20 protein-coding genes are annotated in these 20118 nt (G+C 72.5%); 6 read left to right on the forward strand and 14 right to left on the reverse strand.

Annotated elements, in window-relative coordinates; all coding sequences use genetic code 11:
* Positions 1 to 23: 23 nt before the first annotated feature.
* Positions 24 to 461, reverse strand: coding sequence for a GNAT family N-acetyltransferase (locus tag ACFC09_RS09010; RefSeq protein WP_376525188.1), 438 nt, complete (start codon positions 459 to 461; stop codon positions 24 to 26).
* Positions 462 to 570: 109 nt separating this feature from the next.
* Positions 571 to 2004, reverse strand: a complete 1434-nt coding sequence (locus ACFC09_RS09015; protein ID WP_376525190.1) for a PLP-dependent aminotransferase family protein — start codon at positions 2002 to 2004, stop codon at positions 571 to 573.
* Between ACFC09_RS09015 and ACFC09_RS09020 the strand changes: the two genes are divergently transcribed.
* The gene (locus ACFC09_RS09020) at positions 2003 to 2950 is read left to right on the forward strand and encodes a DMT family transporter (RefSeq protein ID WP_376525191.1); all 948 of its coding nucleotides are present in this window, start codon (positions 2003 to 2005) and stop codon (positions 2948 to 2950) included. The two genes, ACFC09_RS09015 and ACFC09_RS09020, sit on opposite strands and share 2 nt — an antisense overlap.
* 12 nt (positions 2951 to 2962) lie before the next feature.
* Positions 2963 to 3166, forward strand: coding sequence for a DUF1918 domain-containing protein (locus ACFC09_RS09025; RefSeq protein ID WP_376525193.1), 204 nt, complete (start codon positions 2963 to 2965; stop codon positions 3164 to 3166).
* A gap of 1 nt (position 3167) precedes the next feature.
* On the opposite strand, the gene ACFC09_RS09030 is transcribed toward ACFC09_RS09025, so the two are convergent.
* Entirely contained in the window at positions 3168 to 4433 is a 1266-nt protein-coding gene (locus ACFC09_RS09030) for a glycoside hydrolase family 10 protein (protein ID WP_376525194.1), read from the reverse strand.
* A gap of 170 nt (positions 4434 to 4603) precedes the next feature.
* Between ACFC09_RS09030 and ACFC09_RS09035 the strand changes: the two genes are divergently transcribed.
* Both ACFC09_RS09035 and ACFC09_RS09040 read left to right on the forward strand, forming a co-directional pair.
* Positions 4604 to 5473: a 3-hydroxybutyryl-CoA dehydrogenase gene (locus ACFC09_RS09035; RefSeq protein WP_376525196.1), complete on the forward strand. Its 870-nt coding sequence runs from the start codon at positions 4604 to 4606 to the stop codon at positions 5471 to 5473.
* A gap of 193 nt (positions 5474 to 5666) precedes the next feature.
* Positions 5667 to 5924, forward strand: coding sequence for a hypothetical protein (locus ACFC09_RS09040; protein WP_376525197.1), 258 nt, complete (start codon positions 5667 to 5669; stop codon positions 5922 to 5924).
* A gap of 99 nt (positions 5925 to 6023) precedes the next feature.
* Here ACFC09_RS09040 and ACFC09_RS09045 read toward each other — a convergent pair whose 3' ends face one another.
* The 10 genes from ACFC09_RS09045 to infC form a co-directional block, all read right to left on the reverse strand.
* Positions 6024 to 6560 (reverse strand): NUDIX hydrolase, encoded by a 537-nt coding sequence (locus ACFC09_RS09045; RefSeq protein ID WP_376525198.1) that lies wholly within the window; start codon positions 6558 to 6560, stop codon positions 6024 to 6026.
* A 57-nt stretch (positions 6561 to 6617) separates the two neighbouring features.
* Complete coding sequence (locus ACFC09_RS09050) at positions 6618 to 7958, reverse strand: transcriptional regulator (RefSeq protein WP_376525200.1); 1341 nt, start codon at positions 7956 to 7958, stop codon at positions 6618 to 6620.
* 194 nt (positions 7959 to 8152) lie between these two features.
* On the reverse strand, positions 8153 to 9259 hold the full coding sequence (locus ACFC09_RS09055) for a PP2C family protein-serine/threonine phosphatase (protein ID WP_376525201.1): 1107 nt from the start codon (positions 9257 to 9259) through the stop codon (positions 8153 to 8155).
* Positions 9260 to 9579: 320 nt separating this feature from the next.
* Positions 9580 to 12135, reverse strand: coding sequence for a phenylalanine--tRNA ligase subunit beta (gene pheT / locus ACFC09_RS09060; RefSeq protein ID WP_376525202.1), 2556 nt, complete (start codon positions 12133 to 12135; stop codon positions 9580 to 9582).
* The gene (gene pheS, locus ACFC09_RS09065) at positions 12135 to 13259 is read right to left on the reverse strand and encodes a phenylalanine--tRNA ligase subunit alpha (RefSeq protein WP_376525203.1); all 1125 of its coding nucleotides are present in this window, start codon (positions 13257 to 13259) and stop codon (positions 12135 to 12137) included. Before pheS ends, pheT begins: the two co-directional genes overlap by 1 nt.
* A gap of 205 nt (positions 13260 to 13464) precedes the next feature.
* Positions 13465 to 14622: an ATP-binding protein gene (locus ACFC09_RS09070; RefSeq protein WP_376525205.1), complete on the reverse strand. Its 1158-nt coding sequence runs from the start codon at positions 14620 to 14622 to the stop codon at positions 13465 to 13467.
* 65 nt (positions 14623 to 14687) lie between these two features.
* Positions 14688 to 15548, reverse strand: coding sequence for a TrmH family RNA methyltransferase (locus ACFC09_RS09075; protein WP_376525207.1), 861 nt, complete (start codon positions 15546 to 15548; stop codon positions 14688 to 14690).
* Positions 15549 to 15746: 198 nt separating this feature from the next.
* Complete coding sequence (gene rplT, locus ACFC09_RS09080) at positions 15747 to 16130, reverse strand: 50S ribosomal protein L20 (RefSeq protein ID WP_055492778.1); 384 nt, start codon at positions 16128 to 16130, stop codon at positions 15747 to 15749.
* Positions 16131 to 16232: 102 nt separating this feature from the next.
* The gene (gene rpmI / locus ACFC09_RS09085) at positions 16233 to 16427 is read right to left on the reverse strand and encodes a 50S ribosomal protein L35 (RefSeq protein WP_121888283.1); all 195 of its coding nucleotides are present in this window, start codon (positions 16425 to 16427) and stop codon (positions 16233 to 16235) included.
* Between the two features lie 197 nt (positions 16428 to 16624).
* Positions 16625 to 17287, reverse strand: a complete 663-nt coding sequence (infC, locus tag ACFC09_RS09090; protein WP_376525208.1) for a translation initiation factor IF-3 — start codon at positions 17285 to 17287, stop codon at positions 16625 to 16627.
* A 359-nt stretch (positions 17288 to 17646) separates the two neighbouring features.
* On the opposite strand from infC, the gene ACFC09_RS09095 reads away from it, so the two are divergent.
* Positions 17647 to 18015: a DUF1844 domain-containing protein gene (locus ACFC09_RS09095; protein ID WP_376525210.1), complete on the forward strand. Its 369-nt coding sequence runs from the start codon at positions 17647 to 17649 to the stop codon at positions 18013 to 18015.
* 82 nt (positions 18016 to 18097) lie between these two features.
* Here ACFC09_RS09095 and ACFC09_RS09100 read toward each other — a convergent pair whose 3' ends face one another.
* Positions 18098 to 18829, reverse strand: a complete 732-nt coding sequence (locus tag ACFC09_RS09100; RefSeq protein ID WP_376525211.1) for an SseB family protein — start codon at positions 18827 to 18829, stop codon at positions 18098 to 18100.
* 149 nt (positions 18830 to 18978) lie between these two features.
* Between ACFC09_RS09100 and ACFC09_RS09105 the strand changes: the two genes are divergently transcribed.
* Positions 18979 to 20094, forward strand: coding sequence for a serine hydrolase (locus ACFC09_RS09105; protein ID WP_376525213.1), 1116 nt, complete (start codon positions 18979 to 18981; stop codon positions 20092 to 20094).
* Positions 20095 to 20118 lie beyond the last annotated feature (24 nt).

A 20118-nucleotide genomic window follows, 5' to 3' on the forward strand; every position in this document is an offset into this window, starting at 1 on the left:
GGATACCGAGGGTGTCCGGGTCCTCACTCGAAGCCGTACGCCATCCACTGGTCCGGCCGGTCGAGCGGGGCGAAGCCGAGCTTCGCGTAGACGCCGTGCGCGTCGTGGGTGGCCAGCAGCAGACGGCGCAGGCCGTACGGCCGCAGGTGCTCGACCACGGCCCCGGCCAGTGCCGTGCCGACGCCCCTGCCGCGCACCGACGGCTCGACGTAGACGTCGGCGAGCCAGCCGAACAGCGCCTGGTCGGTCACCACGCGCGCGTACGCCACCTGCTCGCCCGAGGCCGTGTCGTACACCCCGAAGTTGAGCGAGGTCGCGACCGCGGTGTCGTGCTTCTCACGGGAACGCCCCTTCGCCCAGTACGCGTCGGTCGACAGCCACCGGTGCACCCGGTCGACGTCGATGCGCGCGCGGTCGGCGGAGAACTCGTATCCCTCGGGCATCCCGAATGCATCGCTCATGCATCGATGATCCCAGCGCTCCGGACGGGCCCGGACGCGCCCTCCCCCGCGGTGGCAGGTGTCCGGACAAGGCGACGTGAGCGCCGGGGTGGTGGCCGCCGGTCCTCGATCAGAGGATTTCGTCGCAGGCCGCGCGCAGGCGGCGTACGCCCTCCGTGATGTCCGCGGTCCCGGAGACCGCCGCGAAGCTCACCCGGATGTGTGCCGCGGAAGGTTCGGCGCTGAAGTAGGGGCGGCCGGGGATGACGGCGACGCCCGCGCGCAGCGCCGCGGTGGTCAGGGCCGACTCGTCGGCGCCGTCGGGCAGCCGGAGCCAGAGGTGATAGCCGCCGGACGGCACATGGGGCAGGGCGAGTTCGGGCAGCCGCAGGCGCAGCGCGGCCGTCATGGCGGTGCGGCGGGTGGTCAACTCGGCCGACAGGGCCCGTAGATGACGCGGCCAGGCCGGTGAGCCGACGAGTTCGAGCGCGGCCTCCTGGAGCGGGCGGGGCACGAAGAACGTGTCGACCACCTGGATCGCGCGCAGCCGTTCCAGCACCGGCCCGCGGGCGGCCAGCGCGCTCACCCGGAAGCTCGGCGAGGTCGCCTTGGTCAGCGAGGCGACGTGCACGACCACGCCGTCCGGGTCGTCCGCGGCCAGCGGCGGCGGCAGCGGACCCGAGTCCGTGTGCGCCAGCCTGCGGATGAAGTCGTCCTCGATCACGAACGCGCCGGCCTCCCGGGCGATCCGCAGCACCTCGGCCCGCCGGCCGGGGGCGAGTACGGCGCCGGTCGGGTTCTGGAACAGGGGCTGGCAGACGAAGACGCGGGCGCCGCTGCCGCGGAACGCGTCGGCGAGCAGCGCGGGCCGCACGCCGTCCTGGTCCACCGGCACGGGCACGGGCCGCAGCCCGGCCGCGCGGGCGAGCGCGAGCATCCCGGGGTAGGTGGGGGACTCGACGAGCACCGGCGCACCGGGCGGCGCGAGCGCCCGCAGCGCGGTGGCCAGCGCCGTCTGCCCGCCCGCCGCGATCAGTACCTCGGCCGCCGTGACGCCGCCGCCGATGCCGCGCGCGAACCACTCCCGCAGCTCCGGCAGTCCCTCCAGGGGCGGGCGCTCCCAGGCGCCGGGGCGCCGTCCGGCGCGGGCGAGCGCCGCCGCCATGGCCCGCTCGGGCTGGAGCGAGGGGTGCGGGTAGCCGCCGCTGAACTCCAGCACACCGGGTGGCGGCGCGGCGAGACAGATCGTGACACCGGAGGCGTCGACGGTGCGCGGTACGAGGTCGGCGGAGCCGTCGGCGCTCAGCGCCACCTCCTGCCAGGAGGTGTCCCCGGCGGGCGCGGCCGCGGCGCGGGGGTGGGCCCGGAAGGCTCCGGCGCCGGGCCGGGTCACCACCAGTCCCTCGGCGGCCAGCTGCGCCAGGGCCCGCGACACCGTCACCGGACTGACCCGGAACCGCTCGACAAGGGACCGACTCGACGGAAGCTTTCCGTCCGGAGAGTAGCGGTCCAGCTCACCCCTCAGCCGTTTCGCCAGTTCATCCACGCTGCTACGCTCTTGCATGAGAACACAGAGTAGCGCTACTACCCCTACTGGGATAGCGGTCACCGCTCCCCGCGAGCGCGTCCGTCTCGGCACGGCCCAGGCCGCCCTGGGCGTCGTCGTCTTCTCGCTCACCTTCCCGGCCACCGCCTGGGGCCTGGAGGGCTTCGGCCCCTGGTCGCTGGTGGCCGTCCGCAGCGTCCTGGCGGCGCTGATCGCGGGCTGCTGTCTGTGTGCGGCGGGCGCCCCCGGACGGCAGGGCCCGCTACGGCGCATCCCGCTGCCCGACCGCCGCCAGTTGCCCGGCCTCGCCGTGGTGGCCGCCGGAGTGGTGATCGGCTTCCCGCTGCTGTCCACGCTCGCCCTCAAGACCTCCACCACCGCGCACGCCGCCGTCGTCGTCGGCCTGCTGCCGCTGGTCACGGCGCTGGTGGCGGCCCTGCGCACGGGTATCCGGCCCTCCCGTACCTTCTGGGCGGCGGCACTCGCGGGCGCCGCCGCGGTGGCCGCCTTCACCGTGCAGCAGAGCGGCGGGGCGCTCACGGCCGCCGACGGCTATCTGTTCGCGGCGCTGCTGGTGTGCGCGGCCGGCTACGCCGAGGGCGGCCGGCTGGCCCGGGTCATGCCGGGCTGGCAGGTGATCGGCTGGGCGCTGGTGCTGTGCCTGCCGCTGTCCGTGCCGGCCGCGGCGCTGGCCCTGGCGTACGAGCCCGTGCGGCTGACCGCGCACAGCGTGGCCGGGCTGCTGTGGGTCGCGGTGGGCTCGCAGTTCCTCGGCATGGTCATGTGGTACCGGGGCATGGCCGCCATCGGCGTCCCGAAGGCCAGCCAGTTGCAGTTGGCCCAGCCACTGCTCACACTGGTGTCGTCGGTACTGCTGCTGGGCGAGCACCTGACGGTGGCTGCTCCGGTGACCGCCGTCGCGGTGCTCGTGTGCATCGCCGTCACCCAGCGATCACGATCGTGAGGAGGCCCGCAGATGCGTGCAACCGTGGGCGACCAGCTTGTTCAGCACGGCAGGGTGGTCGGCCAGCACGACCAGGTCTCGGAAGTCGTCGAAGTGATGGGCACGGAGGGCAACCCGCCCTACCGCGTGCGCTTCCCGGACGGCCACGAGGCCGTGATGGCTCCTGGCCCCGACTGCGAAATCCGCCACCGGAGCCAGGAACCTCAGGTCCAGTAGGTCAGCGCGGGGGATCCACCGGCCGCCCGTAGTGGTCGGCGACGACCCGCGCCATGGCCCCGATCGGGTCCTTCGCCACCTCCCGACCGGCGAAGAAGACGTGCCCGCGCACCTGCGCGTGGCGCGCGGCGAGGGTGAGGTGCCGGGACAGCTCGGCCGGGTCCTGCCACTCGGCGGGCTGCCCGGCGGCGCCCGCCTTGTAGAGGGCCTCGCCGATGTAGAGCCGGGTCCGCGACCCCGCGGCGACCGCCGCCCACCAGGGGACGAGTTCGGCGTAGTCGGCGGCGCCGAAGCCGATGTGCCAGTAGAGCTGCGGGACGATGTAATCGATCCAGCCCTCCCGCACCCAGGTGCGGGTGTCCGCGTACAGGTCGTCGTACGTCTGCACGCCCGCCCGGGTGTCGGAGCCGCGGCTGTCGGTTGCGGCGTTGCGCCACACGCCGAACGGGCTGATCCCGAACTGGGTGCCGGGCCGGATCCGCCGGATCCGCTCGGCCGTCTCGCGCACCAGCTTGTCGATGTTGTCGCGGCGCCAGGCCGCCCGGTCGTCGAAGGCGCCGCCGTACCTGTCGTACGCGGCGTCGTCGTCGAAGCTCTGCCCGGCGACCGGATACGGGTAGAAGTAGTCGTCGAAGTGGACGGCGTCCACGGGGTACCTGGCCACCGCGTCGAGCATGGCGTCCTGCACGAAGGCGCGGACCTGCGGCAGGCCGGGGTTGTAGTAGAGCTTGCCGCCGTAGCGCACCACCCAGTCGGGGTGCTTGCGGGCCGGGTGCGAGGCGATGAGTCTCGCCGGGTCGGAGTGGTTGGCGATCCGGTACGGGTTGAACCAGGCGTGCAGTTGCAGTCCGCGGGCGTGGGCCTCGGCGACGGCGGTGCCCAGCGGGTCCCAGCCCGGGGACCTGCCCTGGGTGCCGGTCAGGCACCGGGACCAGGGTTCGTGGGGCGAGGGCCACAGCGCGTCCGCCGTGGGCCGCACCTGGAGGATCACCGTGTTGAGGCGGTCGCGGACGGCCCGGTCCAGGTGGGCGATCAGTTCCTTCCGCTGTGCGGCGGCGCTCAGGCCGGGCTTCGACGGCCAGTCGCGGTTGTCGACCGTCGCCAGCCAGACGCCCCGCAGCTCGGTGCTGTACCGCCGGCCCGGTGCCCCGCCCGCACCCACGGCGCCCAGCGGTGACTGGGCACCGGGAGCCGCCGCCGCGCCCGGCGCCGTCACCAGTGCTGACAGCGCCGCCGCCGCAAACGTCCGCCGTGACACTTGCCTCATCTGTATGTACTCCCCCACACCCGGTGGATCCTTGCCGTCGTCGGATCGTACGGGCCCCGGGGGGCCCGCCCGCACGATCGATCATCGATACTTGGGGGTAACGTGCACGATCGGAGCAGGCATGCGACCAGCGGCCCGCGCGCCGGCCGTGGAACAGCGAAAGGGACGATGTGACGGGCAGCTCGGATATCGCACGTGTCGGGGTGGTCGGCTGCGGTCAGATGGGGGCGGGCATCGCCGAAGTCTGTGCCCGCGCCGGACTGGACGTCAAGGTCGCGGAGACCACCGGAGAGGCCCTGGAGATCGGTCGCACCCGGCTGTTCAACTCCCTGGCCAAGGCCGCCGAGCGCGGCAAGATCAGCGAGGCGGACCGGGACGCCGCGCAGTCGGCCCTCGACTTCACCACCGACCTCGGCGAGCTGTCGGACCGTGACCTGGTCATCGAGGCCGTCGTGGAGAACGAGCAGGTGAAGACGGAGATCTTCCAGGTGCTCGACCAGGTGGTGACCCGGCAGGACGCGATCCTCGCCTCCAACACCTCCTCCATCCCGCTGGTGAAGCTCGCGGTCGCCACGTCACGCCCCGACCACGTCGTCGGCATCCACTTCTTCAACCCGGCCCCCGTGCAGCAGCTCGTCGAGCTGATCCCGGCGCTCACCACCTCCGAGGGCACGCTCAGCCGGGCGCAGCTGTTCGCGGAGAAGGTGCTGGGCAAGCACGCCATCCGCGCCCAGGACCGGTCCGGTTTCGTCGTCAACGCGCTGCTCGTGCCGTACCTGCTGTCCGCGGTCCGCATGTTCGAGTCCGGCATCGCGGGCCGCGAGGACATCGACAACGGCATGGAGCTGGGCTGCGCCCACCCGATGGGCCCGCTGAAGCTGTCCGACCTGATCGGACTGGACACCATCGTCTCCATCGCCGACTCGATGTACGAGGAGTACAAGGAGCCGCTGTACGCCGCTCCCCCGCTGCTCCAGCGCATGGTCGAGGCGGGCCGCCTCGGCCGCAAGACCGGCTCGGGTTTCTACACCTACGGCTGATTACCCGCAGCGACGGCGTACGGGCCCGGCACCGGATTCGGTGCCGGGCCCTCGCGTTTCACACACCGTGTGCGTACCGGACCCGCGTATGCCCTTCACACACGCTCCCCACGCACCCACCAGGCGAGTTGACTCCTCATGCGCATGCAAGGGATGCGGAACCCCCCGTTCGACTACGGAAAGGAGTGGACCCGTGACCGCCGATCCGAAGCATCCCGTGGTCCATGGAGAACTCGCAGAGTTACGGCGCCGCCTCGACGTGGCCTACGCACGTGTCGAGGGCGGCCTGGCGCTGCTCAGCCATCGCACCGAGGAGACCGCCAAGGAACTGGACGATCTGAACACCCGGATGACCTCGCTGGAACACACCCGCTGGCCGGTGTCCTCGGTCGCCGCGCTCACGTCCCTGGGCGCGCTCGTCGTGACGGTCTGGCAACTGCTGTCCCGCTGAGCGGACCGGACGCCTTCCGCTGCCGCCGGGGCCGAGGCGGGGACCGGGCGCTTTGCCGGAGGGACGCTGCCGGACCGAAGGGGACGTCGCCCGTTCGGCTCAGGCACCGGCACTCCTGAGATGGTGCAGCAGCAGTAGCGCGGCCGCCATGTTGGCGGCCGGGACCTCGCCGCGGGCGATCAGGTCGGGGACGAGCTTGAGCGGGACCCACTCCCGGCGGTCCGACTCGAAGTCGTCCACGGGGTGTCCGACGTACTCGCCCTCGTCGGCCCAGTAGACGTGGTGCCGCGCGTCGGTGAGACCGTTGGACGGCTCCACGCTCATCAGATGGTGCAGGGGTCCCGGCCGCCAGCCCGTTTCCTCCTCCAGTTCCCTGGCGGCCGCGTGGGCGATGTCCTCGCCGTCCTCCACGACTCCCGCGGCGAGTTCCCAGCCCCAGCTGTCCGTGATGAACCGGTGGCGCCACAGCAGGAGCACCTCGTCCGCCTCGTTCACCACCGTCGCCACGGCCACGGGCCGCAGCCTTATCAGGAAGTGGTCGAGGTGCCGGCCGTCCGGCAGCTCGACATCTGCGAGATTGACGCTGAACCAGCGGTTTGCATACACAGTTTGTTCGTTCTGTTTCATCCACTGCACGGTTCTGCCACCTTCCGCCGAGTAAGTGGCAATATCGCAGCAGTGACGTGGGGCGGCCTACAGCGGCACGCGCAGCGCTCCGTCGATGAGTTCGGCTGCTTCGGCGGTTCCGGCGCAGCCGCTGCGCGCCAGGTGCTCGCGCACCGCGCGCAGTCTGTCCCGCAGCCGCTGGGACTCCATGCCCCGGGCCTGCTCCGCCATCTGCACCGCCGTGGCCACCGCGGTGTCGGCGTTGCCCCGGCGGAGCTCGATCGTGCTGAGCATGGCCAGCCGGTGCACCCGGCCCCGGTCGTGGGCCGGGTTGCCCACGGCGGCCGCGGCGTGCTCCCGGGCCGCCGCCAGTTCACCGAGGCTGAGCAGCGCCTCGGCCACCTGGACGTTGACGAGGCCCGGCTGGACATAGCCGGTCTCGTCGGGTTCGTGTCCGCGCCGGATGCGTTCGGCGGCCGTCTCGGCCCGCCGGATGCAGGACAGGGCGCTCGTGCCGTCGCCCAGGTGGGCATATGCCTTGGCCTGCATCGCGTACAGGTCGGAGGCCAGGGCGGGGGTGATGTGCTTGCCCGCGGCGCGCAGCGCGGCCTCCGCGAAGGCCACGGCCTGCCGGAACTCCCGCATGAACAGCGCCTGGTTGACCAGCAGCGCGATGACGTACGCCCCGAGTCCGCGGTCTCCGCTGGCCTTCGCCAGCCGGAGCGCCTGGTGGAAGTAGCGCTGGGCGAGTCCGTGCGCGTCGGAGTCGTAGGCGCAGATGCCCGCGATCGCCACCAGTCCGCCGGTGGCCCGGTGCAGTTGGCGGCCGGTGGCGTCGGCGTAGCTGCCGCGCAGCAGCGGGGCCGCCTCGGCGTTCAGGAAGCCGACGATGCGGGTGCGGGTCGCGATGCCACCGGCCTTGCGGTACATCTGCTCGTAGTGCGCGCGGGCGGCGCGCAGCGTGTCGAGGTCGCCGGCGGTGACCCGGTGTCTGCCGCCGCGTGAGACGTCCACGTCCTCGGGCGGGTTCTCCCACTCCCAGACCGGCATCACCGCGGGCGTGCCGGTGACCGCGGGGGCGCCGAGCACGTGCGGGCGCTGCTGTTCGTCGGAGCGCCACAACGCGGTGGCGCGTTCGACGAAGCCGGACAGCGAGGTGGCGTGCGGGGTCGGGGGCCCGCCCGGGACCCCGAGGCCGATGTCGTCGAGGGTGACGGCCCGGTGGAGACGGGCGGCGAGCACCTCGCAGATCAGGTCGGGCACCTGGCCGCGTGGCCGCTGTCCCTTCAACCACCGTGCCACGGCGGTGTGTTCGTAACGGAGCGCGAGGCCCCGTGCCCGGCCCGCCTGGTTGACGTGGGCGGCGAGACCGGCGTGCGAGATCCCGGCCTCGTCCAGGATCGCGTCGAGCAGAGTGTTGGGCTGCATGGATGCCCCCCCGGTGGCCTGGTGTCGACAGCGTAGTGCGTACGGATTCACACGGGGTGTGAACGGAGTGCGCGAATCCGGGCGGTACGCGCGCTGTTGCGGAGAGTGGTGTGCCGATTGACTGAAATACCTCGCAAGAGGCCGGCCGGGCCGCCGGCTCCCCCTCGTACAGTACGGCGGCCTGGCCCCGCGGCTCATGCGGTGGGCCGACTGTGCCGGGGCGGCTGCCGGTCGGCGCCGCCGGGGCCGGCCCCCTGGGACAGGCTCAACCGGGCCTCGTCCCGGTCGTCGCACAGGACCAGCAGGGCGATGTCGTCCGCCGGGGTGCCGGAGATGTGCCGGTGCAGGGACGTGAGGACCGTGCGCAGGATCGACTGGGCGGAGACCGGGTGGTCGCGGGCCGCCTCGGCCAGTGCCCCGGGCAGGGAGAAGAACCGGCCCTGTGCGTCCCGCGCGTCCTCCGCCCCGTCCGTGTACAGGACCAGGGACTCACCGGCGAGCAACTGACCGCAGAGCGGGTCCACGTCGCGCGGCAGCGGGAACGGGCCGAGCGGCGGCAGGGGTTCGGCGTCGGCGAGCGGCTCGACGCCGTGGCCGCCGAGCAGATACGGCCAGGGGTGCCCGCAGCTGAGCGCCCGCAGTTCGCCGTCCCGGCGGATCTCCAGCAGCAGGACGGTGACGAACTCCTCGGCGACCGGGTTCTCGGGGCCCTGACCGGCCGAGAGGTGTTCGGCGCGGGCCCGCTCCCGCAGATGGCGGGCCAGGGCCCTCTCCAGCCGGCGCAGCACCCGGCCGAGGTCCGGCTCGTCGTGGACGGCCTCGCGGAAACTGCCGAGGACGGCCGCGGCGGTGGCGAGGGCGGCGAGTCCGTGTCCGCGTACGTCGCCCATCACCACCCGGACTCCGTGCTCGGTGGCGATCGCCTCGTACAGGTCGCCGCCGATGGCCGCGCTGCGGTCGGCGGACAGCTGGGCGGCGGCGACCCGGAGGCCGTCGAGCCGGGCGGGCGGGGGCCGCAGCAGCGCGCTCTGCGCGGCGCCCGCGACCTTGCGGACCTGCCGCAGCTCGCGCACCAGGGCCCGGCGGACATGGACGATCAGTCCGGTGCCGACCGCGAAGAACACGGCGCTGGTGACGATCCGCGCGCCGAACCCGTTCTGCTGGGCGAGCGGGCAGGCCAGTTTGTACGCGACGGCCGCGCCGCCCCAGAGCGTGGGCAGCGCCAAGGCGCGGGCGCGGCGCAGACCGGGCCCGGTGGCGGATCCTCGTCGCATGGGTGCCCGTGCCTCGATACGGATCATGCCGATGCCCCCATGGAATACCCGACAGAGCAGACGGACCGACCCCGAAAGGCCGGTCCGATTCTGTCGACGCCATGGTCCGGAAAGACCAGATCACCGGCAGTTCCCACCCGAACGAGTGAGCCCCCTTCGGCCTCCCCGCATTTATGCGGGAAGCAGCGCCCCGAAAGGGCGTGAGGAGACAGGGGTCCCTGTTCAAGCGAAGCCGCGAAGGCCGCGGGCCCGAGGCGGAGCGACCGGCCACGACACCGGGGCGGGCGCAGCACTCCACCGCGCCCGCCCCGGCCGCCGCGCCGAAGCACTCACCCCGGCCCAAGCGCTCAGCCCCGCAGTACCGCCCCCACGCGCCCGCCCGCGAGGGCAACCGCCGCGTCCCGCGCGGCCGACGCCTCGTCCACTGTCAGTGTGCGGTCCGCCGCGCGGAACCGCAGCGCGTACGCCAGCGACTTCTTGCCCGCGCCGAGCTGCTCGGCGCTCTCGTAGACGTCGAACAGCCGGATGGACTCAAGGAGTTCGCCCGCTCCCTCGCGCAACGCGGCCTCGACGTCGGCGCTCGGCACGTCCGTGTCGACCACGAGGGCGACGTCCTGGGTGGCCACGGGGAACGCCGAGATGCGCGGGCCCTGCACGAGCGGGGTCCCCGCCTGCTCCAGGACGTCGAGGTCCAGCTCCATCGCGCAGCTGCGCTCGGGCAGCCCCAGCGTCTTCAGGACGCCGGGGTGCAGTTCCCCCGCGTACCCGATGACCCGCTCGGCGCCGTCGACGACGACCGCCAGTTCGGCGCAGCGGCCCGGGTGCCAGGGCCCGTACTGCCCCTTGCGGACGATCAGGTCGGTCCCGGTCTCGCGGGCGAGCAGGCGCGCGGCCTCGACGGCGTCCGCCCAGTCGGCCGGGCGGCCCTTGCCCCACCAGCCGGCCTGCTCGCGGGCCCCGGCGAGGACGACGGCGGCGTGCCGCGGCTGCTCGGGCAGCGCCAGGTCGAGCGAGGCGATCTCCTCGTCGGTGGGCCGCCGGTCGACGGGCAGCCGGACGGCGAGGGCCCGCTCCGCGCGCGGCTCGAAGACCAGCCCGGTCTCGAACAGCGCGAGATCGTGCGAGCCGCGGCCGTCGTTGCGGCGCAGCGCGCCGAGCAGGCCCGGCAGCAGCATCGTGCGCAGCGCGGGCTCCTCGTCGGAGAGCGGGTTGACCAGCTTGACCACCCGGCGGTTCGGGTCGTCGGCCGCGAGGTTGAACTGGTCGAAGACCTGCTCGCCGATGAACGGGTAGTTCAGCGCCTCGACATAGCCCGCGCCGGCCAGCGCGCGCCCGGCCCTGCGGTACATGCGCTGCCGGTCGGTCAGGCCGAGGCCCGCCGGGGGCTTGGGCAGCGTCGAGGGCAGGTTCTCGTAGCCTTCGAGGCGGATGACCTCCTCCGCCAGGTCGTTCGGGTCGGTCAGGTCGGACCGCCAGGACGGGACGGTGACGACCAGCTCGTCCGGCCCGCCCGTCTCCCGGCCGACCCTCGACGACGCGTCCCACGCGGCGGAGTCCCCGAAGACGTCGCAGCCGATCTCCTGGAGCCGCCGGACGACCGTCTCCCGGCCGTAGTCGACGCCCGCGACCCGGTCCGGGTGGTTCGCCGGGATGGTGATGGTGCGCGGTGCGGACGGCGCGACGACCTCGGTGACGCCGGCGTCCGCGGTGCCGCCCGCGAGCAGCACCAGCAGGTCGACGGTGCGCTGGGCGGCGGCCGACGCGGCCTGCGGGTCGACACCCCGTTCGAAGCGGCGGGACGCCTCGGAGGACAGCTTGTGGCGGCGGGCCGTGCGCGCGATGGTGATCGCGTCGAAGTGCGCGGCCTCGACGACGACCTCGGTGGTGGTGCCGTCGGTGTCGTCGATCTCGGTGTTGGCGCCGCCCATGACACCGGCCAGGCCGATCGGACCGCGGTCGTCGGTGATGACCAGGTCCTCCGCGTCGAGGGTGCGGGTCACCCCGTCGAGCGTGGTCAGTTCCTCGCCCGGCTCGGCCCGGCGCACGCCGACGGTGCCCTGGACACGGGAGCGGTCGTACGCGTGCAGGGGCTGGCCCAGCTCCAGCATCACGTAGTTGGTGATGTCCACGGCCAGCGAGATCGGGCGCATGCCGGCCTTCTGGAGGCGCCGCTGGAGCCAGATCGGGGAGCGCGCCTCCGGGTCGAGGCCGGTCACGGTGCGGGCGGTGAAGCGGTCGCAGCCGACGCTGTCGGCGACCTGGACCGGGTAGCCGAAGGCGTTCGCGGCGGGTACGTCGAGCAGCGCGGGGTCGAGCAGCGGCAGGCCGTAGGCGATCGCCGCCTCGCGGGCGACGCCGCGCAGGGACAGGCAGTAGCCCCGGTCGGGCGTCACCGCGATGTCGAGGACCTCGTCGACCAGTTGCAGCAGCTCAATGGCGTCCGAGCCGACCTCGCACTCCGGCGGCAGCACGATGATGCCCTTGGAGTTGTCGTCGCCCATGCCCAGCTCGTCGCTGGAGCAGATCATGCCGTGCGAGACCTTGCCGTAGGTCTTGCGCGCGGCGATCGCGAAGCCGCCGGGCAGCACGGCGCCGGGCAGCACCACGACGACCTTGTCGCCGACCGCGAAGTTGCGGGCGCCGCAGACGATCTCCTGGGGTTCGCCGGTGCCGTTGGCCTGACCGACGTCGACGGTGCAGAACCGGATCGGCTTCTTGAAGCCCTCCAGCTCCTCGATGGTCAGCACCCGGCCGACGACGAGCGGCCCCTTGAGGTCGGCGCCGAGCTGCTCGACGGTCTCGACCTCCAGACCGACCGAGATCAGCTTCTCCTGGACGTCACGGCCGGTCTGAGTCGCCGGCAGCTCGACGTACTCCCGCAGCCAAGAAAGCGGGACCCGCATCAGATCTCCATCCCGAACGGCCGGGTGAACCGGACGTCACCCTCGACCATGTCTCGCATGTCTTCGACGTTGTGGCGGAACATCAGCATCCGTTCGATGCCGAACCCGAAGGCGAACCCGCTGTACTTCTCCGGGTCGACGCCGCAGGCGACGAGCACCCGCGGGTTGACCATGCCGCAGCCGCCCAGCTCGATCCAGCCTTCGCTGGAGCAGGTGCGGCAGGGCCGGTCGGGGTTGCCGACGGACTCGCCCTTGCAGACGTAGCAGAGCATGTCCATCTCGGCGGACGGCTCGGTGAAGGGGAAGTAGTTCGGCCGCAGCCGGGTCTTCATGTCCGCGCCGAACAGGGAACGGACCATGTGGTCGAGGGTTCCCTTGAGATCGGCCATGGTCAGGCCCTCGTCGACGGCCAGCAGCTCGATCTGGTGGAAGACCGGGGTGTGCGTGGCGTCCAGCTCGTCGGTGCGGTACACCCGGCCGGGGCAGACGATGTAGACGGGGGGCTCGCGGTCGAGCAGGGAGCGGGCCTGCACCGGCGAGGTGTGGGTGCGCAGCACGACCCCGGACTCGCCGTGGTCGCCGTCGGGGCCCGCGACGAAGAAGGTGTCCTGCATCTGCCGGGCCGGATGGTCCGGGGTGAAGTTCAGGGCGTCGAAGTTGAACCACTCCGCCTCGACCTCGGGGCCCTCGGCGATCTCGTAGCCCATGGAGACGAAGACGTCCGCGACCCGCTCCATGAACGTGGTCAGCGGGTGCCGCGCGCCGGCCGGTACCCGGTCGTAGGGCAGCGTGACGTCGACCGACTCCTCGACCAGGACCCGGGCGTCCCGCTCCACCTCCAGTGCGCTCTGGCGGGCGGCGAGCGCCTTGTTCACGGCGCCGCGGGCCTGGCCGACGCGTTTGCCGGCGTCGGCCTTGGCGTGCGGCGGCAGGGCGCCGATCTCGCGGTTGGCGAGGGCCAGCGGGGAGGCGGGGCCGGTGTGGGCGACCTTGGCCTCGTGGAGGGCGTCGAGGGAGTCCGCGGCGGCGAAGGCGGCGAACGCCTCGTCCCGCATGCGCTCGATCTCTTCCGGTTTCAACGCCTCGACCTCGACCGGGTCGTACGACTTATTCGGTGCCGACATCTCTTCCCGTGCTTCCGATTGGCTGGCTGGAGGTCCCCGTCACGGCTCGTGGCGGAACCGTCCCGGCGATCCTGGGAGGGATCGGTACGGTCCCCGGGACACAAAGGTGCCAAAGGCCGAGTCTAACGGGGCCGGGGATGACGGGTGCGCCCGCGGGCAGCACCGGGCCCACGGCGGCTGAGGTTCCCCGTCCCCCACCACCGTCCTATCCGACTCCGCGTGGCAGCTCGAATTCGAAGGCCGGGGTGCCCGCGGGCAGGGTGAATCGGAATTCCGCGCCGCCGCCTGCGGCGCGGCCGACCGTGATGGTGCCGCCGTGGGCCTCGACGATGCCCTTGACGATGTAGAGCCCGAGGCCGGTGCCACCGCGCTTGCTGCCCCGCCAGAAGCGGGTGAAGACGCGCTTCATGGACTCCTCCGGGATGCCGGTGCCCTCGTCGCTCACGGTGACCGATGTACCGGCGTCCTCTCCTTCGCGGGGGGACGCGGCGGGCGTGATGTCGATGGTGACGGTTCCCTCGCCGTGCCGCACGGCATTTTCGATGAGGTTGCTGAGCACCTGGTCGACCTTGTCGGGGTCGGCCCACAGGATGGGCAGCGGCTGCTCGATGCGCAGCAGGAAACGGTCGGCGGGCTGGCCGGCGGCGACGTACGCCTGGATGTGCCGTCCCACGGCCGCCCCCATGTCGACGGGCTGGCGGCGCAGCTCCAGCCGTCCGGAGTCGATGCGGGAGATGTCGAGCAGTTCGGCGATGAGCCGGGTGACGCGGTTGGCGTCCGCGTCGACGGTCTCCAGCATCAGCCGCTTCTGGTCGTCGGTGAACCTCTCCCACTTGGCGAGGAGGGTGGCGGTGAAGCCCTTGACGGAGGTGAGCGGCGAGCGCAGTTCGTGTGCGACGGTGGCGATCAGTTCGGCGTGGCTGCGCTCGGTGCGGCGCCGGGCCTCGGTGTCCCGCAGGGAGACGACGACGCGGCGGACGGGTCCGGTGGGCTCACCGCGCACGTACCGCGCGGAGACCAGGACCTCCCGGCCGCCGGGCAGCAGCAGGTTCCGTTCCGGCTGGCGCACCCGGATGGCCAGCCCGCCGTACGGATCGGTGAGCTGCCACCAGCGGCGTCCCTCCAGGTCTTCTAAGGGCAGGACCTTCTCCAGCCGGCGACCGACGGCGTCCTCCGTGCGGACGGCGGTGATCCGGGCGGCGGCCGAGTTGAAGCAGACGACGAGCCCGTGCTCGTCGGCGACCACGAGGCCGTCGGGCAGGTCGTCGGGGTCGATGCCGGGTCCGGCGAGGCCACTGTGCCGGGGCGCGGGCACCCGCCGTACGTCCCGCCCTCCCGGAGCGCTGCTCGTGCCGACGCTCATCCCCGTACTCCACCTCTCAGCCGGCCTGGGGTACCTCGCCGGGGTGTCCCAGGCGGGCCACCCTACTAGCTCACGGTGACACAGCGGCACCCTCCGGAGGCGCGCTGTGCACGGGCCGAGGCATACAGACAGACGGCTGCGGCCGTCGCCAGGTTCAAGCTCTCGGCCATTCCGTGGATGGGGACGCGGACGACGGCGTCCGCGAGCGCCCGGGTCTCCTGCGGCAGTCCCCATGCCTCGTTGCCGAACACCCACGCCGTGGGTCCGCCCATGGTGCCCTTGTCGAGTTCGTCGTCGAGGTCGTCCGGGCCCGCGCCGTCGGCGGCGAGGACACGCACCCCGGCGCCCCTGAGCCCGGCGACGGCCTGTTCCACGGGGACACCGACGGCGACGGGCAGATGGAACAGGGAGCCGACGGCGGCGCGTACGGCCTTGGGGTTGTAGACGTCGACGGAGGCGTCGGTGAGCACGACGGCGTCGGCACCGGCCGCGTCCGCGCAGCGCAGCACGGTTCCGGCGTTGCCGGGGTCGCGCACGTGCGCGAGGACGGCGACGAGGCGGGGCCCGGTCGCGAGGATCTCCTCGAAGGGGGTGTCGAGGAAGCGGCAGACACCGACCAGGCCCTGCGGGGTGACGGTGGTGGAGATGTCGGCGATCACCTCGTCGGAGGCGAGGTGCACCCGGGCGCCGCCGGCCCGCGCCGCGGCCACGATGCCGGCGTACCGTTCGGTGGCCTCGCCGGTGGCGAACAGTTCGACGAGGGTCGCCTGCCCGGCGGTCCGGTGCGCCGCCGCCTCCCGTACGGCCTGCGGCCCTTCGGCGAGGAACAGCCGCTCCTTGCCGCGGAAGTTCCGCCGGGCCAGCCGCCGGGCGGCCGCCACACGGGCGGAACGGGGGGAGATCGGCTCGTCAGCGGCGGGGGCCATGGAGGTTCACCTTCGGTGTGCTACCCGCCGGGCGGCGCTCGGCCGTCAGGGCGGACTGGGGTCCCCCGGCGTCCTTCGGGCCGTGCGGGGGTGCCAACGGGTGCCGCGGAGCGCGGCGTGTCCGGTGCGGCAACGGCAGGACCCGCAGGCTCGCGGCCTGCGGGTCCTCAAGTCACATCGGCCGGCGCCGGCGCGGCGTCAGGCGGCCTTCGGCGCGTTGACGTCCGCCGGCAGCGCCTTCTGCGCGACCTCGACGAGGGCGGCGAAGGCGCCCGCGTCGTTGACCGCCAGCTCGGCCAGGATCTTGCGGTCGACCTCGACGTTCGCGGCCTTCAGACCCTGGATGAAGCGGTTGTAGGTGATGCCGTTGGCGCGGGCAGCGGCGTTGATGCGCTGGATCCACAGCTGACGGAAGTCGCCCTTGCGCTTCTTGCGGTCGTTGTAGTTGTAGACCAGCGAGTGGGTGACCTGCTCCTTGGCCTTGCGGTACAGGCGCGAGCGCTGACCGCGGTAGCCGGATGCCTGTTCGAGGATCGCCCGGCGCTTCTTGTGGGCGTTGACTGCCCGCTTGACGCGTGCCACTTGTTTAACTCCTTGTAGCGGGGCCGTGGGGGTACGCACACGACCCGGAAACGACTGGGTCCCGGTCCTGGCGCGGGGCGCTCGGCTGCGAGCGCCCGTACGTCACTTGCCGAGAAGCTTCTTGATCTTCTTGGCGTCGCCCGGGGCCATCTCGGCGTTGCCGGTGAGGCGGCGCGTCACACGGGACGACTTGTGCTCAAGCAGGTGGCGCTTGCCGGAGCGCTCACGGAGCACCTTGCCCGAGCCGGTGATCTTGAAGCGCTTGCTGGCACCGCTGTGCGTCTTGTTCTTCGGCATAGCGCCGTTCTCTCCTCGTCGGTGGCGCTCCGGTGCCCGGTCGCGAAAACCGGGCACGGTGGAGCGTCGCTCTTGTTTCGGTTGTGTCCTGGGACTCGCGTCCCGGGTGTGGCTCCGGGGTTCCGGAGTTCCGTACGCCCCAGGGGGGCCGTACCTCCGGACCGCCGGGTGTCGCCCCGGGCGGGTGGCCCCGGGGATCACGCCTCGGCAGGCTCCTCGGCAGGCTCCTCGGCGGGCGCCTCCTGCGGGGAGGCCGCCGTGCGGCCCTGACGCTCGGCCTTGCGGGCCTCCTGCGCCTGGCGGGCCTCGGCCATCGCCTCGGTCTTCTTCTTGTGCGGACCGAGAACCATGATCATGTTGCGGCCGTCCTGCTTCGGGTTCGACTCCACGAAACCGAGGTCCTGGACGTCCTCCGCGAGACGCTGCAGCAGTCGGTAGCCCAGCTCGGGGCGGGACTGCTCGCGGCCACGGAACATGATCGTGATCTTGACCTTGTCGCCCTGCTTGAGGAACCGGACGACGTGACCCTTCTTGGTGTCATAGTCGTGCGGGTCGATCTTCGGCCGGAGCTTCATTTCCTTGATGACCGTGTGCGCCTGGTTCTTGCGCGCCTCACGGGCCTTCATGGCCGACTCGTACTTGAACTTGCCGTAGTCCATGAGCTTGCAGACCGGCGGACGTGCGCTCGCCGCCACCTCGACCAGGTCGAGGTCGTACTCCTGGGCAAGCTCCAGCGCCTTGGCAAGCGGAACAATCCCGACCTGCTCGCCGCTGGGACCGACAAGTCGCACCTCGGGAACGCGAATCCGGTCGTTGATGCGGGGCTCGGTGCTGATGGATCCTCCTCGGTAGCACCACACGACGGTCTGGCGGACAGCCGCGTAACGTCTGTATTCGTGAGACCTAACCGCACCGAAGCAGAAAAAATGCCCCGGACGATCACATGCGGGGCTCCTTGCACTACCGGAGCACCTTCGCGATGACCGCGGGGCGCTATCGGGCGACTCCATTCGTACGCAACGACGTCGGTCGCCTGACCGGATGACCTGCCGCCCCGCAGGACGGTCAGGTGGGAGATCGGAGCCTCCACTTGTAGGCCGGGCACAGTCGTGTCCGGCCGGTCGTTGTTTCAGGCTAGCAGCTCGGGACGGGAACGGCGAACCGAGGCCGGACGGGGCCGGGCACCGTACGGGGAGCGCCAGCACCTATGGTGTCCCGCATGAGTGAGACCTCCCCCTCCGGCCCGGCCGAGCAGCCCGACTTCGACGAGATGGCGCGTGACATCGCCGAGGTCCCCGCGGTCGAGGTGATCGTGACGGTCGCCGTCAACCTGATGAGCGCCGCGGCCGTGAAGCTCGGACTGACGGAGGAGGGCGACAAGTACAAGGACCTGGACGAGGCGCGCAAGCTGGTGACCGCCCTCGCCGGGCTGCTGGACGCGAGCGCGACCGAGATCAGCTCCTTCCACGCGGCGCCGCTGCGCGACGGCCTGAAGTCCCTGCAACTGGCCTTCCGGGAAGCCTCGATCGTCGCGGACGAGCCCGGCCAGGGCCCCGGCGAGAAGTACACCGGACCCGTCTACGGCTGAGCGCCGCGCAGGCCGGGCGGGAGGGCGCCGCCGTTCGTCCGCGGCACGGCGGTGGACTTCGCCCGGCCTTCTCGGCCGCGGTTCATCCGCGTACGTACAAGGGCGTGCCCGCAGGTGCGGTCCCGGCCGGCAGCAGCGCCAGGTCGAGGCCGTGCACCAGGCGGGCGCGCAGTGTCTCGTCGGCGGCGAGACGCCCGGCGACGGCACGGGCGACCGCGGCCGGCTCCGCCACCGCGTCGAGGACGAGGCCGAGGATGCCGTCGGCCCGGCCGGGCCCGAGGTGTGCGCGCAGCACGGCGGGCTCGGCGGCGACCGCGGCCCGTACCGCGTCGACCACGGCCGGGTCGGCGAGCGGGTCGGTCGTCGTGCGGCCCTCGGCGAGGGCGAGCAGCGCCGGGCCGGTCAGTTCGAAGGGCACCGGGCCCGACATGTCCAGGACGACCGTGTCCGCCTTCTCGTGCGCGGCGGCCCGCAGCGCCTGGTGCAGGGGCACGGCGACGGGGCGGGCGGCCGGGTCCCAGCGGGCCAGCGACGCGGTGGAGGTGAAGGCGGGCAGGGCGGTGCGTGATCCGGCCCGCAGGGTCGGCACGGCCATGTCGCTGGTCTTCTCGCGGCGCAGCCCCTTCTCGTCCTCCTCCACCTCGCCGAGGACGGCCACGACCGGAACGAGCAGCCGGGCGCCGCGCAGCGCCTCCAGGACGGGCCCGACGGCGGTGCGGTCCTCGGCCCAGGCGGCGAGCGCGGCGCTCAGCCGTGGGTCGGCGGTTCCGTCGTCGTCGGAGAAGCCGGAGTCGGGAATGTTCTTGTTCGCCACGGTCGACGACCCTATCGAGGGGGTGCCGCCGGGCCGCCGCGGGCCCCGGAACGCGACGGCGGCGGAATTCACCGGAATCTCAGATTCCACTGACCGGGCTCTCACGTTCGTCAAACGACGTCCACAGTCCGCGCCCCGAGCATCGCGGCATGAAGTCCCCCTCAGCCCGCCGGCGGCGCCGGTCCCGCCCGTCCGGGCGCCGTCGTAGGCTCGTGCACCTGGCGCTCGCGGTGCTCGCCGTCGTGGGCGTGACGGCCGGCGGGACGGTGTACGTGAAGGCGCGGGCGCGCCCCGGCGCGCAGGCCGTATCCTCGGCATCCTCGGCATCCTCGGCAACCTCGGCGTCGTCACCGGCGGCCACCGCCTCGGCAACGGCGGGCGAGGAGAAGTCGGTGGAGCCCACAGTGAACCGGAACGCGCTGCTGAGCACGGCGATGGCGACAGTCGCCGTGCCGTCGGGCGCGAAGGTGTCGGCGGCCGTGCTGGACCTGGACTCCGGCGCGAGCGCCCGCTACGGCGACGCGGCCTTCGACACGGCGAGCATCGTGAAGGTCGACATCCTGGCGACGCTGCTGTTGCAGGCGCAGGACGCGGGACGGCAACTGACCACGACGGAGCAGGCGTACGCCTCGAAGATGATCGAGAACAGCGACAACGACGCGGCGTCGGCGCTGTGGCAGAGCATCGGCGGCAAGGACGGACTCGACGCCGCGAACAAACGGTTCGGGCTCACGGGCACCACCGGTGGCGACGGCCCGCTGTGGGGGCTGACGCAGACCACCGCGGCCGACCAACTCGCCCTGCTCCAGCAGGTGTTCGGGGACGGTTCGCAGCTGAGCGAGGCGTCGCGGGACTATGTCCGGGAGCTGATGGAGACCGTCGAGACCGACCAGCGGTGGGGTGTGTCGGCGGTGGCCGACGGTTCCGCCACGACGGCCCTGAAGAACGGCTGGCTGGCGCGCAGCACGACCGGGCTGTGGGACGTGAACAGCATCGGACGGGTGACGGTGGACGGCACCGCCTACCTGGTCGCCGTCCTGTCGAAGGGCACGGTGTCCCAGGCGCGCGGCATCGACCTGGTGGAGGCGGCGGCGCGGGCCGCGGTGTCGGCGTTCACCGGCAGGACCCCCTCGGCCGTGGCGTCCCCGGACGCCACGGTCTCCACGGACTCCACGGACTCCACGGACTCCTCCGAGTCGGCGGTCACGTCGGTGTCCGCGGTCGCGCCGGTGTCCACGGTTCCACCGGTGTCCGCGGCTGGGTAGTTCCCCGGCCGCCCTGCGCCTCCC

The sequence above is a fragment of the Streptomyces sp. NPDC056161 genome, from assembly GCF_042268025.1.
Taxonomy (GTDB): Bacteria; Actinomycetota; Actinomycetes; order Streptomycetales; family Streptomycetaceae; genus Streptomyces.